Origin of the sequence: Chitinophaga sp. (assembly GCF_019236475.1) — a bacterium.
Classification (GTDB): domain Bacteria; phylum Bacteroidota; class Bacteroidia; order Chitinophagales; family Chitinophagaceae; genus Chitinophaga.
Window position 1 is genome coordinate 291,771 of the sequence record NZ_JAFAIX010000011.1, and the last position, 15,530, is coordinate 307,300.

At 45.1% G+C, this 15,530-nt stretch carries 14 protein-coding genes; 8 read left to right on the top strand and 6 right to left on the bottom strand.

What is annotated here, in order from left to right:
- The first annotated feature begins 14 nt into the window (after window positions 1-14).
- The 4 genes from JO154_RS15790 to JO154_RS15805 all read left to right on the top strand — a co-directional run bounded on the left by JO154_RS15790 (window position 15) and on the right by JO154_RS15805 (window position 3,905).
- On the top strand, window positions 15-800 hold the full coding sequence (locus JO154_RS15790) for an SDR family oxidoreductase (protein WP_291947216.1): 786 nt from the start codon (window positions 15-17) through the stop codon (window positions 798-800).
- 334 nt (window positions 801-1,134) lie between these two features.
- Window positions 1,135-1,878, top strand: coding sequence for a (Fe-S)-binding protein (locus tag JO154_RS15795; protein ID WP_291947217.1), 744 nt, complete (start codon window positions 1,135-1,137; stop codon window positions 1,876-1,878).
- Window positions 1,879-1,887: 9 nt separating this feature from the next.
- A complete protein-coding gene (locus tag JO154_RS15800; RefSeq protein WP_291947219.1) occupies window positions 1,888-3,297 on the top strand; it encodes a lactate utilization protein B in 1,410 nt (469 codons plus the stop codon).
- 26 nt (window positions 3,298-3,323) lie between these two features.
- Window positions 3,324-3,905, top strand: coding sequence for an LUD domain-containing protein (locus JO154_RS15805; protein WP_291947221.1), 582 nt, complete (start codon window positions 3,324-3,326; stop codon window positions 3,903-3,905).
- Between the two features lie 29 nt (window positions 3,906-3,934).
- On the opposite strand, the gene JO154_RS15810 is transcribed toward JO154_RS15805, so the two are convergent.
- Window positions 3,935-4,549: a hypothetical protein gene (locus tag JO154_RS15810; RefSeq protein WP_291947223.1), complete on the bottom strand. Its 615-nt coding sequence runs from the start codon at window positions 4,547-4,549 to the stop codon at window positions 3,935-3,937.
- 163 nt (window positions 4,550-4,712) lie between these two features.
- Here JO154_RS15810 and JO154_RS15815 point away from each other — a divergent pair, with 163 nt between their 5' ends.
- A complete protein-coding gene (locus JO154_RS15815) occupies window positions 4,713-5,954 on the top strand; it encodes a glycoside hydrolase family 88 protein (protein WP_291947225.1) in 1,242 nt (413 codons plus the stop codon).
- Window positions 5,955-6,005: 51 nt separating this feature from the next.
- Here the strand turns inward: JO154_RS15815 and JO154_RS15820 are convergent, their stop codons facing one another.
- From JO154_RS15820 to JO154_RS15835, 4 genes are all read right to left on the bottom strand, one after another.
- Window positions 6,006-6,389, bottom strand: a complete 384-nt coding sequence (locus JO154_RS15820; protein ID WP_291947227.1) for a hypothetical protein — start codon at window positions 6,387-6,389, stop codon at window positions 6,006-6,008.
- A 225-nt stretch (window positions 6,390-6,614) separates the two neighbouring features.
- Window positions 6,615-7,457: an N-acetylmuramoyl-L-alanine amidase gene (locus tag JO154_RS15825; RefSeq protein ID WP_291947228.1), complete on the bottom strand. Its 843-nt coding sequence runs from the start codon at window positions 7,455-7,457 to the stop codon at window positions 6,615-6,617.
- A gap of 196 nt (window positions 7,458-7,653) precedes the next feature.
- A complete protein-coding gene (locus tag JO154_RS15830) occupies window positions 7,654-8,343 on the bottom strand; it encodes a DJ-1/PfpI family protein (protein ID WP_291947231.1) in 690 nt (229 codons plus the stop codon).
- A gap of 71 nt (window positions 8,344-8,414) precedes the next feature.
- The gene (locus JO154_RS15835) at window positions 8,415-9,314 is read right to left on the bottom strand and encodes an aldo/keto reductase (RefSeq protein WP_291947233.1); all 900 of its coding nucleotides are present in this window, start codon (window positions 9,312-9,314) and stop codon (window positions 8,415-8,417) included.
- A 1,378-nt stretch (window positions 9,315-10,692) separates the two neighbouring features.
- Here JO154_RS15835 and JO154_RS15840 point away from each other — a divergent pair.
- Together JO154_RS15840 and JO154_RS15845 are read left to right on the top strand one after the other, a co-directional pair.
- Window positions 10,693-11,643 (top strand): ADP-ribosylglycohydrolase family protein, encoded by a 951-nt coding sequence (locus tag JO154_RS15840; protein ID WP_291947235.1) that lies wholly within the window; start codon window positions 10,693-10,695, stop codon window positions 11,641-11,643.
- 64 nt (window positions 11,644-11,707) lie between these two features.
- Window positions 11,708-12,568: a DUF6515 family protein gene (locus tag JO154_RS15845; RefSeq protein WP_291947237.1), complete on the top strand. Its 861-nt coding sequence runs from the start codon at window positions 11,708-11,710 to the stop codon at window positions 12,566-12,568.
- Window positions 12,569-12,682: 114 nt separating this feature from the next.
- Here JO154_RS15845 and JO154_RS15850 read toward each other — a convergent pair whose 3' ends face one another.
- Window positions 12,683-14,257, bottom strand: a complete 1,575-nt coding sequence (locus JO154_RS15850) for a YgcG family protein (RefSeq protein WP_291947239.1) — start codon at window positions 14,255-14,257, stop codon at window positions 12,683-12,685.
- A 175-nt stretch (window positions 14,258-14,432) separates the two neighbouring features.
- Between JO154_RS15850 and JO154_RS15855 the strand changes: the two genes are divergently transcribed.
- Complete coding sequence (locus JO154_RS15855; RefSeq protein ID WP_291947241.1) at window positions 14,433-15,512, top strand: hypothetical protein; 1,080 nt, start codon at window positions 14,433-14,435, stop codon at window positions 15,510-15,512.
- Window positions 15,513-15,530 lie beyond the last annotated feature (18 nt).

Below are 15,530 nucleotides of genomic sequence, written 5' to 3' on the forward strand. Positions count from 1 at the left end.
AATAAACAGGTTATATGGATCTCTCACTTAAAGGAAAAACCGCGTTGATATGCGGCAGCTCACAGGGAATAGGGTTGGCCACAGCCATTGAACTGTCGCAACTGGGCGCCAACTGTATACTGCTAGCCAGAAATGAAGAACGGTTGCAGGCGGCCTTGGGGCAGCTCCACAACGGACACGGCCAGAAACACCGCATTGAAATAGCTGATTTTTCAGATATCCATGAAGTTATCAGCGTAGCGAATGATCTAGCGGCTACTACTCCTGTACATATTCTCATCAATAATACTGGAGGTCCTGCTGCTGGACCTATTCTCCAGGCGGAAACTAAGTCTTTCGCAGATGCCTTTGAACAGCACCTGCTCTGCAACCAGGTGCTCGTACAAGCGTTAGTTCCAGGTATGATTGAAGCTGGATATGGCCGTATCATCAATATCATAAGTACCTCTGTAAAAACACCACTGAAAAATCTGGGTGTTTCTAATACGATTCGTTGGGCGGTGGCTTCCTGGGCCAAAACATTAGCCACAGAAGTAGCACCACATGGAATCACCGTGAATAACGTACTCCCTGGTTCTACTAATACCGCCAGGTTAACTGCCCTTTTTGAGCATAGCGCCAAACAGAGGAAGGTAGCTCCGGAAGTTGTTTCCAATGAATGGTTAAGTGAAATTCCTATGAAACGTTTTGGAGAACCGAAGGAAATAGCTGCACTGGCCGCTTTCCTGGCATCGCCTGCTGCTTCTTATATTTCTGGTACCAGTATAGCGGTTGATGGTGGGAAGACGCCTGTCATGTAGGCAATACCGTCTTATTATAGCTGTATAAAAAAACGAAAATGAAGTCTGCGACTTCATTTTCGTTTTTTTTATTTTTCGTCGTCCCTGCCCGTTGGGCAGGGACGACAGGCAGGAGCGTTTTGCCTTCATTTCCTTTGGGTTAATTTTAATAAATAACTGACCGTTGGGCAGGCACGACAGACAGCAGCAATTTGCCTTCATTTCCTTTTGGTATTTTAATAAATAACTGGCCGTTGGGCAGGCACGACAGGCAGGAGCGTTTTGCCTTCATGCTTGTGTGCAACAAATTATCGGCTAAGGTGTTAATCAAAGGCGGACTTTACCCGCTCTACGTATGAAAGTAGCCTTATTTATACCATGTTACATTGATGCTATTTACCCCGAAGCAGGCATTGCCACTTATGAGCTACTACAACGTTTCGGCGTAACGGTGGAGTATCCGCCTAATCAAACCTGCTGTGGTCAGCCCATGGCCAATGAAGGAGACCAAGGAAACAGTGCTGCAGCAGAAAAGCTTTTTGTGCAAAATTTTTCTGGGTATGATTACATCGTTGGGCCGGCAGGCAGTTGTGTAAAGCATGTAAAACAACATTTCGACGCGATCCCCCAAACGGATGAAGTGAAGGCAGTACGTGCCAATACCTGGGAATTGGTGGAATTCCTGCATGATGTATTACGCGTGGATGCCTTACCCTGGGCTTATTTCCGATATAAAGCGACCCTGCATAATAGTTGCAGTTCTATTCGCGGGCTAGGTATTGCACAACCTTCTGAGCTGATGGGACCGTACTTTAATAAAAGCGAGCATCTTCTTCGAATGGTAGAAGGATTGGAACTCGTACCGATGGACAGGCCCGATGAGTGCTGTGGATTTGGTGGTACTTTTTGTGTGACGGATGAAGCAGTCAGTGCCAAGATGGGGCTGGACAAAATTGATGATTATATCAGAAATGAGGCGGAATTCATTATATCCCCGGATATGTCTTGTCTGATGCATCAACAAGGCATTGCACGGAAAGCCGGCATTGATCTGAAATTTATACATATCGCACAAGTATTAAACGGAGGACCATTTTAATAGCTTTATATGGCAGCAAAACGTGTAGATCCCGCGGCCAACGCGGCTGCATTTCTTGATCAAGACGATATCCATGAACCGGCCCACGACCAGAATCTTTGGGCTGCCCGCATGAAGCGGGATGCTGCTGCCAAAGCGATCCCTGAATGGGAAGAGCTCCGGAACATCGCGTCCCAGATTAAGGAGCATACCCTTACTCATCTCGACCAATACCTGGAACAATTTGAAGCCAATGCTACCAAAAGGGGTGCAAAAATATACTGGGCCAGGGATGCCGCCGAACATAACCAACATGTTTGGAACATATTGAACGAGCGAAAAATATCTTCCATTATCAAAAGTAAGTCGATGCTACAGGAAGAATGTGGCATGACACAGTTCCTCGAAACCCGCGGTATTACTGTCACGGAATCGGATCTGGGTGAGCGTATCCAGCAACTGGATAATCAACCGCCGAGTCATATTGTGATGCCGGCCATTCATAAAACTCCTGCGGATATTGCAAAGATTTTCTCCAAAGCCATCGGTACAGATCCAGATAATACAGATCCTCATTATCTGAATGAAGCTATGCGCGAAGATGCCCGCAAACGCTTTCTGCAGGCCGGTGCGGGAATGACAGGAGCCAACTTTGCTATAGCCGAAACCGGTACTTTTGTCGTTTGTACGAATGAAGGCAATGCCGATATTGGTGCAGCCGTTCCGCGGGTGCATATCGCGTCTATCGGTATCGAAAAAATACTGCCGAAGGTAACAGACCTGGGCATTTTTATTCGGCTATTATCCCGGAGTGCATTGGGAACACTGGCTACGCAGTATACCTCTCATTTCAGCGGACCGCGTAAAGGAGGAGAACTGCATATCATCATCACGGATAATGGACGGAGTAAACGTTTAGGCATGGATGATTTCTGGCATTCCTTGAAATGCATTCGTTGTGGCGCCTGTATGAATACTTGTCCGGTGTACCGCCGTAGTGGCGGCCTCTCCTATGGCGCCACCTATTCTGGCCCTATAGGCATCATCCTAGATCCTACTTTTGACGAATCTAAATATAGTGAGCTGCCTTACCATTCTACGCTCTGTGGCTCCTGTACGGATGTTTGTCCGGTAAAAATTGATATCAGCGATCAGATCCTGCGATGGAGAAAGGTAATGGCAGAGAAGAAATATTTGCCCATCAGTCGGAGGTTGGCTTTCACGGCTGCAGGCAGGATATTTGAGCGGCCCACCTTATTTCATGGTGTAGAAACTGTTGCCAGTGCGGCTTTAAAGATCACCCCGCATTTCTTGCTATATAACCGGGCACTAAATCCGTGGGGGCGTCACCGTGAGTTACCACATTTTGCCAAACAGACTTTTCGAGAGTGGTTTATGCAGTATAAACTTAAAAACCAGGAAGACAAGCAGCAACCTTAACTGTTTACATTTTAAAACTTTTCAAGATGAACCCACGTGAACAAATCTTCGATGCTGTGCGCAATCATCTGCCCGCTGAAAAAATTGATTATCCTCAAATTCCCGTTTTCCAGAAAACGATTACTGAATTGTTGCCCGCATTTGAGGAACGTTTGCTAGAAGCCGGCGCCACTTTCTTTCTGCCAGCAGATTTAAAAGAAGCCCAGCAGTTACTGGTCCAACAACATGGAGGTGGCAGCGTGATCTGCTCTGCTACTCCTGATATTAAAGGGAACCGGGATATTCGCAAAGTAAAAAATCCGCATGAACTGGCGGATGTAGATGTAGGCGTTATCAGGGCCAGTTTTGGCGTAGCCGAAAATGGTATGGTATGGTTAACAGAAGAAGACCTGGTAGTAAATGCACTGGGCTTTCTTTCGCAGCACCTGGTGATACTACTCAAACCTACCGCCTTGGTAGCGGATATGTATGATGCCTATGTGAAGGTATCCCTGGAAGATACCGCCTATGGTTGTTTTATGATGGGACCATCCGCCACTGCTGATATTGGGGCAGTACTGGTCCATGGCGCACAGGGCGCCAGGAGTTTGAGTGTATATCTTGTCTAAAAACGTGTAGCCGATAGGGTTATCCCCTATTAGCAGGGCAGGTTATAACTAATGCTAACCAGCTTGCCATCCCGGAAGTGGAGCCGGATACCGGCATCGCTTTCTTTGGCATCCCGAAGGGTGATGACATCCGATCTGCCCTCATTTTCAGCCTGTTGCACTGCCATAGGAAACATTTTTTTAGCGTCTTGCCAGCTAGTGGCAGCCGATAAAGTGATGTTTCCGCTTGTCAGTACGGTGCCGGGCTGAAAGTTATAGAGATCACATACCACCGAATCCCGACAGCGTTCAAAGCGGGAACCATGGGTGTATAAGTATTCAAATTCATCGTCGAACTGTGCGGCGCAAACAGCGTCATAATCTGGCGTTGCCAGGCTGTCGGCCTGTCCCCAGGCGTTCTCGAACTGCTGCCTGGTGGCATACAGTGGCATTGTTTTGTTCACCTTTGCATTGGAGAAATCAAATATTTCAACGATTTCCCAGGATATATCCTGTCGGGTTTCCATATTTGCGCCTCTCTCTTCTGGCGATTCCAGGTTTTCAGCAGGCGCCGCTACGGCTACCTGGTCGGTTTCCTCTACCGACTGGTTACTATAGCAGCCGGTTGTTGCTGCCAACATCAGCAGGCATATTACTCTGTACATAGTCTTTCCCGATTTAACGGCATTTTTTCGTATAGCCTTTCATGCTATTTTGAGGGCCACTAAATTAAAGCATAAAACTATCGGAATCTGAGAATTTTATGCAATCGTTTGCATAAATGAAAAAGGTGACTTAATTTGGACTTACAAATCCACACCTAACGTTATGAGAAAACTTGCCTTATTATGCCTGGGCATAGGGCTGACGGGTATTTGCTCGGCCCAGGAGAATAATGATATCTCCGTGGTCAAAAAAGTGGCCGACTATGCTGTAGCCCATGCAGCCTTCAAATTTGTAGGAGATAACAACCTGACCTACAATACCAGTAAAGAGATTCCTGCTGGTGTAAAAGCCAAAATTTCCGATAATCTTAGTGCTTGGCATTATCCTAACGGGGTATTGAATATTGCCATGGTGGACTTGGGTAATTACTTAAAAGATGAGAAGTATAGCAACTATGCCAAACGGCATCTTGCTTTTGCATTCGATAATTACAAGCCATTCGAGATACTACAGCAGAAAAACGAAAAGTATCCTGGGTTTCCATTTAACCAGATGATCAATTTTCGAGTACTAGACGACTGCGGTGCGATGGGGGCCAGTGTGATTGATGTATATGGTAGTGTGAAAAGACCTGATTACAAGACTTATATAGACAATGCTGCAAATCATATTTCCAATAAGCAAGAGCGTTTGGCAGATGGCACGCTTTGTAGGCCCAATCCTTACAAATGGACGCTTTGGGGAGATGATTTGTATATGAGTGTACCTTTCCTTGCCCGTATGGGAAAATTGACTGGTGACAATAAATACTTTGACGATGCCGTTTCTCAGGTGAAGCATTTCTCCAATTACCTCTGGGATGAAAAGGCTGGTTTATATGTGCATTACTATTACGAAGACCTGAAACGTCAGGGTGTGGCCCATTGGGGACGAGCGAATGGGTGGATTATGATGGCGAAAGTACAGTTATTGAACTATCTGCCGCAAAATCATCCGGGAAGAAATGAGGTAGTGGCGGATCTTACCAGACAGATTCTCGGTGTGGCGCCTTATCAGTCGGCCAGTGGTATTTTCCATCAAGTGCTGGATCGTACGGACTCCTACACAGAAACTTCTTGTACAGCGATGTTTGTGTACTGCATAGCACGCGCTGTAAATGAAGGCTGGCTGGACAAGCGTTATATTACTATTGCAGAAAGAGGTTGGGAAGGATTGGTAAAAGAGAAGATCACCGAAGACGGACAACTGAAGGATGTCTGCATCGGTACCAATACTTCTGCTGATATATCATTTTATTACACGCGTCCGACAGAGTTGAATGATTTTCATGGCATCGGACCTGTAATCGAGGCTGGTATTGAAATAGCGCGTTATCACGCTGCCAATCCGCCAAAGAAAAAATAGTCGTGATTATAATTTGAATCAATCGGGGCACCTTTTCTAGGCGCCCTTTTTTTATTTACTTAATAGCTTCTTTAGCTCCTCCTGGCAAGCTTTTACATTATCCCAGATGAATTTATCCTGGCAGGCAACGCCTTTGTATTTAAGAGACAGCTTATTTTTCCGGAGAATGAGTTGGTAATATTCTGTTGCATCAGGGGAGTTCTCCCAGGTGATGACGCCTTTCTCCTCAATACCGCCTCCGAATTTATCTTCCACGATATCCCGCACTTTTTTACGGAGACTATCGGGGAGGTCATAATTAGTTTCAGTTTTGACGAGGCAAGTATCATTATTAATGCGGGTCGTTGGAATGGCAGCGGATGATTTACTAGCAAGGCCAAGGAAGAGTAACACCGGGAATGCCGGTAATAACAGGGATTTTAAATGAATTTTCATGGCATGTGGAATTAATGATGAATGGAGTATTTGCTAAATACAGGGATGATCAGTTTTACCAGTCGGTTGATATGCTCAGATTTTGGGTTTCGATTCGTACTACCTATTATTAAAATAACATATTTAAGGGAAATGGCAAAAAATAATCCCGGCAGATGCCGGGATTCTGTCTTCATTTTTCAATTGTAAACCCCAAAAAATTCTATGGAATCTGTGCAGAGTACCTTATTGGTACTTTTGCTGCAGGTTCCATAGGATTTTTTTATCAGCATCGGAAAGACCGATGACCGCGGAGTCTTGCGGTATAAAATGTCGTTTAAAAGCAGTCATAGCGGCGGTGGTATCACGGATATCATAGCCGATTAACCTGAGTGCCAGGAGTGCATTAAAGTGCTCCGGCACTTGGACATTTGTTGTATCGTTGTACCAAAGGCCAAATCCCTTTTGTGCCAGGAGCTGCCAAGGGAAATAGGCGCTTGGATCGTTTTTACGAGTGGGTGCGATATCCCCATGGCCAATAAAATTGGCTGCTGGGATATTGTAGCGGTGTTGCAACGTATCCAGTAGTACGAGTAGACTTTGAATCTGAATATCAGCGAATGGTTCAGTGCCGTTATTGTCTAATTCGATACCTATGGATGACGAATTAACATCTGTACAACTACCCCATTTGGAGAGGCCACCATGCCAGGCGCGCAGATAGTCGTTCAGCATATGATGAATCATACCATTCCGACAGACTACATAATGCGCACTCACCTGCGTTCTTTCCATTGTAAAAGTGCTCAGCGTCTGTTCGCAGGAGTTTTGAGCCGTATGGTGTATAATGACCATATTCGGCTTTCTAAGGTTGAAATTTGTTGTTCCTACCCAATTTGCGGGTTCAATTCCATCCGCACCCCGGAGGGTGTTTGGTTGCTGACGTACGGTGCTACCATAATTCTTCGCCTGCTTTTTATAGGATTTGTTTGCAGAGCGATAAGGATTCCGGGCACAATTGGTCAGGAACAGTATCAACAGGGCCGCAATTGTTACTCCTGAGATGCTTCTCAATCTATTTCGTATCATAAATTAGATTTATTTGGATTATCGGTCAATGATGACAATCACCGCTTTTTGAAAGTGGCCATGACAAAGGTTCCACAGCGGTATTTTTCTTAAAAAAATTTCAGAATAGTGATAATGAGACCAGATTGCACTGCAAAAAGAGTGCAATTCTGCTCAACGATCCATGGTTATTTTTACAAATATTCGGTGGTGTTGCTCAATTGGTTGACTTTGTTAGCAATAGATCTCGAATAATTCGTTTTCTTGTTTCAAGCATGAGTTGTGTTATTTCACGGGTTTGTTGTAATACCGGCATTTCTGCTGTTCTGGGAGAACCGGCATGAAAGGGCGGTTGTGGATTATATTCTAATTGTAGTTGAATTATTTTAGCCAGTTCTTCTCCGGCGATCATTGCGGTAAAGGATAATCCAAAGTCGATGCCTGCGGTTACACCTCCGCCCGTTATGCGGTTACGATCCTTTACCACGCGCTCTTCCAGGGTTTCCACCCCAAACATGCGTAGCAATTCAAGAGAACGCCAGTGTGTGGTAGCTTTATACCCATCCAGTAAACCTGCTGCAGCCAGTACCAGCGCGCCTGTACAAACGGAAGTAAAATATTTCACCTGTGGCGCTTGTTGTTGCAGGAATCCTATTACTGCCGGGTTTGTCAGTAAATCATTGATCCCTTTCCCGCCCGGAATAAAGATTACATCCAGTTGCGGACACTCCGCCAATGAGATATTGGCCTGCAATAAAAGACCTCCCTCCGCCTTTATGGGGGTAGTATTTTCACCGAGGACGAGTACATCAAAACACCAAGCTTTTGAGAAAACCTCATACGGACCAGTGAAATCCAGGATAGTCACGCCGGGGAATAACAGCATCCCGACTTTTAATTTTTGCATAAACGGGAATTTAGATCAGATACCAATATAACGTATATGCCTGCTAGTGAGTTATCAGTGCAATCCGCATTTTACCTATGCTGATCATATACGTTGATGGGAATACTCGCATTCAGCTTTTCTATTTCGGCTGGTGTCAAGGCAGGAGTGATGGTGGCTGCTATGGCATCCTGCAAATGACTGGAAGTACGAATTCCCAGTACCGCAGTTGTTACTGCGGGCTGTTGCAATACATAACGGATAGCAGTTTGAGAAGCAGATCGTTCCTCCCCTGCTACCATGGCCACTGCTGTTGCGGCCGCCTGCACTTCCTCAGCAGTGTAATTGAGGTAAGGTGCGGGCGCTTTTCCTACCAGTAATCCTTTAGCCACTGTTCCTCTTGCCAGTACCCCGATTTTATGTTCCTGTAATAACGGGAAGCATGTTTCCACTGGCCTGCGGTCCAGGAGACTGTACTGCATCATGACGCTGACAATCTGGGAACGCTTCACGTATTCCCTGATGACCTGCGGCCGGATGGAAGAAATACCATAATATCTTATTTTCCCTTGCTGCACTAGTATTTCAAAAGCCTCGATGGTTTCATCAATAGGATCTTCCATGGTACCACCATGTAACTGATAAAGATCAATATAATCTGTCTGCAGCCTACGGAGGCTCTCCTCCACGGCTGACAAAATATATTCCTTCCTGGGATTCCAGTCCCACCCGCTTTTATCAGGCCTCCATTGATTACCCACCTTGGAGGCAATCATTACTTTCTCCCGGGAAACCCCTAGCAATGCTTTACCGAGCGTTTCCTCATTACGGCCATGATCATAGAGATCAGCGGTATCAAAAAAGTTGATCCCTTGTTGTAATGCATGCCCTATAAGACTCGCATTTGCCTGATCATCTGCTCCCAGGGACATACAGCCGAAGGTAATCTCACTTACCAGTAATTCAGAACGTCCCAATTGATGGTATTGCATACTGTATTGATTTGCATTGACAGCAAAATAAGAAAAGCATTGTAATTATGCATGCCCGTAATGTAAATCCAGGGGCCGCTTAGACAAACAGCCCATCATTTCAGTCTTCAATTGTACCACCCTAAATGATATGCTAACAGCTATCTTTTATTCATCTTTTATGTTGACAGTAGTTTTATGTTGACAGCAGTCCACTGAAGGCTACTGCTGGATTTTCTAAATAAAAGGAACAGCCTGGAAAAGCCGCTCCTGTAGGCTATGTCCTTATAGTATGAATAGACTCTAGAACACACTTGTTTATAAAACTTAATTATTTGCTGATATACTCAGGACTGACTAGAAAGAAAGTCCCTTTTATCCTATGAAACTGAATCAATCGTTCAACAAATGGTGCCGAAAAAAATATATTGACAGCCGGAAACTCCCTCCAACTGGGTTGTTCAAACAAACGGACTGCTTGGAAAAACAATCCGGTTCTTTACCCATTTCCTTCTATTCTTCTATTATGGCATGTCAAAGTTCTTTGATGCAATACCTTGTGCAATAGAAGCGACAGAATAGAACTGGGACTTGCATGAGAAATCCGATATATTATGACTAGACTAAGCATATTCACCTGACTCAACTCATTCACGTACCGATAAACACAAACCAATCAACACAAGCCAATAGAGACAATACGATAGAGACAAAAGAGACACCGATGAACACTATGCGATAAACACAAAGCTGCTGCCCCAAAATGAATTGACAAGTATATCATGATTGACGCAAAGCGTTAGGCACAAAGCGACATCCACATCATGTTAGACGCAAAGCCCTAGAATAGCGGGACTAACTAGACAGAAAGCCCCCTCTGATACTCAAGTCACCTTGCAGTATCCCTGCATCTGATAACAGTTAATCATTACCAACATTTAGACAAAGCAATAGCTATGGCACTACTGCCAGCTCACTACAACCAATTTTTTGTAAATTGGAATATCCGGGAATTTGAAATGTATAACTGCTGTCTGAAGACACCGGGATTAACTGCGGAAAAAACGGCTTAATGGTTCTTCAATAACAATAATGGCTGATACTTCATATTCTGGTAAATTTTAAGTATTTTATCCTTCCAGTTTTAAACTACCAATGTTAAAATGATAATGTTATTATCATGACCCAAAGGTAGTATCCACATTGGTACAGAATCCTGGAAAACGAAGAAATAAATCTGCGAATGAGAATGAACAGGAAAATGGCAGACTGAACAAAATGAACAGCCTGTAATTCATACCGCAGTAAAAGAAATAGTAACCATTTTTAGTGAAACCTGGCGATCCCGGAGAACCCTGCTGATACAGATTTCACGCGAACATCCAAAAAAATTTAACATATGCTGCAACAGATTAGCGGGACTTTCTTTGGACTTGCCATAGGTGATGCACTTGGTGTACCAGTGGAATTTAAGACAAGAGCTTATCTTCAAGACAACCCAATTACCGATATGATTGGTTACGGCAGTTGGAACCAGCCTCCCGGCACTTTCTCAGACGATTCTTCCCTGACATTCTGCACAGCAGAAAGCTTGATCAACGGATATGACCTTCAGCAAATGGCCAAAACCTTCCTGAAATGGTATACGGAAGGGTACTGGACCGCTCATGGCAAATTCTTCGATATTGGGCATACCACCCGTCGTGCCTTGCATAGGTTTAGTCAGGGTACTTCCCCCACTTTAACAGGTGGATTTGAGGACTTCGAAAATGGAAACGGTTCATTGATGCGGATCTCCCCGGTAGCTTTTTATGTTGCCAATGAAATGGACATAGAGAAAAGATACCAGATGGTGAAAGAAGTGTCTACCATCACCCATCAGCATTTCCGCTCCATATTCGCCTGCTTTATCTACGTGGAATTTATGCGTGTTCTGATGACAACATCTGATAAAATGTTGGCCTACCAGCGATTACAAAATACCATCCAGAGTTTCCTGGCAGTAAGGAATTTTAGTCCCGCAGAAATCAAACTGTATAAAAGGGTAATAGATGGCGTCATTCCTACTGTTAACGAAAATGAAATAAATGCTTCCGGATATGTGGTAAACACCTTGGAAGCCGCCATTTGGTGCTTCCTAACCACCAATTCTTATGAAGAATGTGTACTCAAAGCGGTAAACCTGGGAGAAGATACCGATACTACCGGGGTCGTAGCTGGCGCATTGGCCGGATTACACTATGGTTATGAGGCAATTCCAGCCAAATGGATCCAGGCATTGGCAAGGCATGAAGATATTCTTTCCCTCTCCGAACGATTCCAAGCTGCATTAAACTTTCAGCCCGCTTGAAGGTCTAATAATTAGTATTTCGGGTACCAAATTTGCCTTAGATACTACAGGAAATGCTTGAATCATGAAAAACAAAATAATCCGACTGTTGGTGCTGTGTGGAGTTTTAAGCACCTGTACAGTTGTAACAGCAGATGCACAGAGAGGCCGTGTCGGCGGTGGTGGCGGCCACTTCGGAGGAGGTGGCGGTGGCGGACACTTTAGCGGTCGGGTAATGTCCTCTCCTCATTTTGCAAACTCCAGCCCAAGAGTGAACAGTACTCCAGCTCCAAGGATTAACCGAATGCCATCATCTGGCTTCAGCCGTGACTTTGCTGCCCCACGCAATACTGTCATTGTTCACAATCGTGTAAGCTTCGGTGGTGGATATCCTGGTATGTACCGTTACCACTACCACGGTTTCAGACCATACTGGCGTTATTATTATCCTCCATATGGTTTCTATGTTTCCGCCCTTCCATTTGGGTATTTCTCCCTCGGCTTGGGTTACCCATGGGGACCAATGTACTATTATGGCGGTACTTTCTACCAACCTAGTGACGACGGTGCAGGATATACCGTAGCTAATGCCCCTGAAGGCGCAGTAGTTCCGAATATCCCCGATGACGCGCAGCAAGTGACTGTAAACGGTAATGTTTACTACGATGTAAATGGTACTTACTACCAGGAAGTAATGACCGATAATGGCCGCAGATATAAAGTGGTAGGTAAAGCGCCTCAGAATACAAACTCCCAGGCCCCTGCTACAAATGCTGCCCCAACTACTCCTGACAATATGATTACCACTCTCCCGGAAGGTTCCAGGACAGTGAATATCAACGGACAGGTGTATTACCTTTCACCTGATGGCATGTATTACCAACAGACTACCGTCAACGGTACTACGGGATACATCGTTGTAGGAAAAACGGATGCAGGTCAATAATTGACATGAATGAATAAGTTACAAAGGGCTGGACGTCTGCGACGTCCAGCCCTTTGTTTGTTTTTCGTCGTCCCTGCCCGTTGGGCAGGGACGACAGGACAGGAGATTTTTATGCTACCAACTACTGCTGGCACCACCTCCTCCGGAAGAACCTCCACCCCAGGAAGAAGAGGAAGAGGAACCACCGGATGAAGAACTAGACGATTCAGAGATCTTCGGAATAACAAACCGATAATCTGCCGTAAAAGCACAGGCAGCACAGACATAGGTTTTTAAGCCCCAACCAGCGGAATAAGTAGTGGCACGCTTCTGCGTTTTCGATTTTTTGCACTGGTATGTCTTATGATGACAGGTCGGGCATTCTGAAATAACGGTATGCAGGTCGGTGTAATCCAATACTAGCTGATAATTATCTGTATCGCATACCCAAACGTCATAATCCACAGAATGCAATTTTTCTTCAATTATCTGGGCTTGATCCAGGAAATGATCTTCTGTTTTTTCATCCAATTTGTGCATCGGTTTATTACAATGCGGACAGCTATAGCTTTCATCTCTCAGTCGTTGCATATATCGATGAAAAATCCGCATATATAACAGCAAGAACGGAAGCGGAAACAGGTAACCTGCGAAATCCAGGTTCTTATGCGCTGCATTCAGGCGCTGCCAGCGGGTATGACGGTCCGCTCCCTTCAGAGCAATTTCGGCTCTCATGCGGATAATCAGTACCGCGCCATGCATGAATATGGCCCAGCACAAATAATACACCATCAATACCTTAAAGAAGCCCATACGCATACTCCAAGCGCTTTCCATATACCAGAGCGCAACAACAGCCGCTAAATTGATCATCACCAATCCAATCCATCCTGGTCGCAGGAATTCATTGGCAGTGTCGCTAATGCTGACCGGCATTACGTCTTCATCTGTGGAGGCTTTCCTTTTCTTCGGCGTACGTCCAAACCATGCATACATCAATATAATAGAGAGGAAGAAACAGATGAATAGGCAGATGACAAACCCTGCTCCTGGAGAGTTATCCACATATTCTTCGTTGGAAGCTACAGGGACCCGCTCTAATAACGGGGTGGCTTCATAGCCCGCAGAATCCTCTGCGTTTGCAGATAAGAGGGAGTTATCGGCTGGCGGAACCGTGTCTGCCGAAGGCCGATCATACACATAATTCCCTGTTTTTAACTGTGACGCCACGGCTTTTACACCATTAATAAAGGCTTCATCATAGTTATTCTCCTTAATCTTAGGAATCATGTACTCCTGCTGAATATGGAAACATAATATATCCGGCAGATCGCCTTCCAATCCCTTGCCCGTTTCAAATACCAGTTTATGCGCATCTTTCACGAGGAAGATCAACAGGCCGTTATTGGTTTCTTTGCGGCCAATTCCCCAGGTATTGAACAATTGGTGTGCAAACTCTTTCGGCTCATTATCGCCGATCTGTTCCTGCAATACCACTGCCACTTGGGCCGTCCCCTCCTTGTCGAGGCCAGCTAGCATGCCGTTGAGCTCCGACACCGTAGCGTCGGACAACATATGTTTGGGGTCACTCACATAACCGCCATCCTGTTGCTTAGGATCTGGGATATCATTGGGGGAGAATTTATGTTTCTCCTGCTGACAGGAGCATAACAGTACGAAAATTGCCAGCAGTAACGACCTGTATTTCATGCAGTCAATACGTTTTGAAATGCGAATATAAAAGAATGAATTACCGGTTGGAAGAAAATTATTCTGTCGGACAAACGTTATTAAAGTAACCTTTGTGCAAATAAGCCGTTATTTATCCGGCTATCATAAAATATAATTAAATTAGTAAACCAGCATTTCTCATTAAACAGCGTATATGAAAAGGTTTCTCGCATTGTTCATCCTTGCTGCCCCCCTCACTATGAAGGCGCAAAGCAAGCTGGCTCAAAATATTATCGACGATTTTTCCTCCCGGGCAGCCTACCATTATCAACTGAAAAATGATTCTATCATGGGGTATATCGCGGAACAGCTTACCCGTAGCGGTTCCGGCGGACTGGATATAGACTCCACCGTTACCAATCTCAGCAAAGATCCTGTGGCATTAGATGCCGCATTAAAATATTTATATCAATATAGCGACTGTAACCGCCAACGGTTCATTGAAAACCTGCGCGAAATGGGGATAAAAACCAATAATGTTTTCCCTGTAGCCACTTATACCGCTAATAAATATAAAGATCAGACCAAGGAACTGCTGGACGACAAGAAAGATTTCCTGGTGACTTATACAGGGCCACATACCGGCCATATGGCCGCTGCCCCTGTTGCTGCTGCCGCTCCTGCAGCGGGTAATAGCTCCGCTCCTGCCGCAACTCCTGGCGAAGTGGCCGCCGAAAGTACTACTGCAGCTACGACAACAGCTCCTACGCCAGTGGATACACGTAATTGGGAAGTAAAACCTGTTTTCCAAGCCCGCACCACCGACCAACTGGCCACACTATACGGCAAAGAAAACATCGGACAGCGCGATGGTAGCGACATTGCAGGGAATGCCACCGGCAAAATGGCCTATGTAGTATATCCAGAGTCAGATGATGAGCTAGAAATTAATATGGATGGCGACAATGGCAATACCCTGATTTTTGCCCATGAACACACCAAATGGAAAACTCCTTTCGGTATAAAACCCGGCGATAACCTGGAAAAACTGAACAAAATCAATGGTCGCGCCTTCAAAATCAATGGCTTTGAATGGGCCGATGGCGGCATGGTAGTGAGCTGGGAAGGTGGTCAGCTCGATGGCAAGGGTGTTACTATCTTGCTCAAAGCCAATAATACCGGTGATCCTAAACAATATGACCAGGTTACCGGAGATAAAAAACTTCGTTCTGATATGGCCGTGTTGAAAAAACTAGACGTGGTAATTCAGTCCATCTCCTTTAAAAGTAACTGATAAAAGCCCTTGCATCGG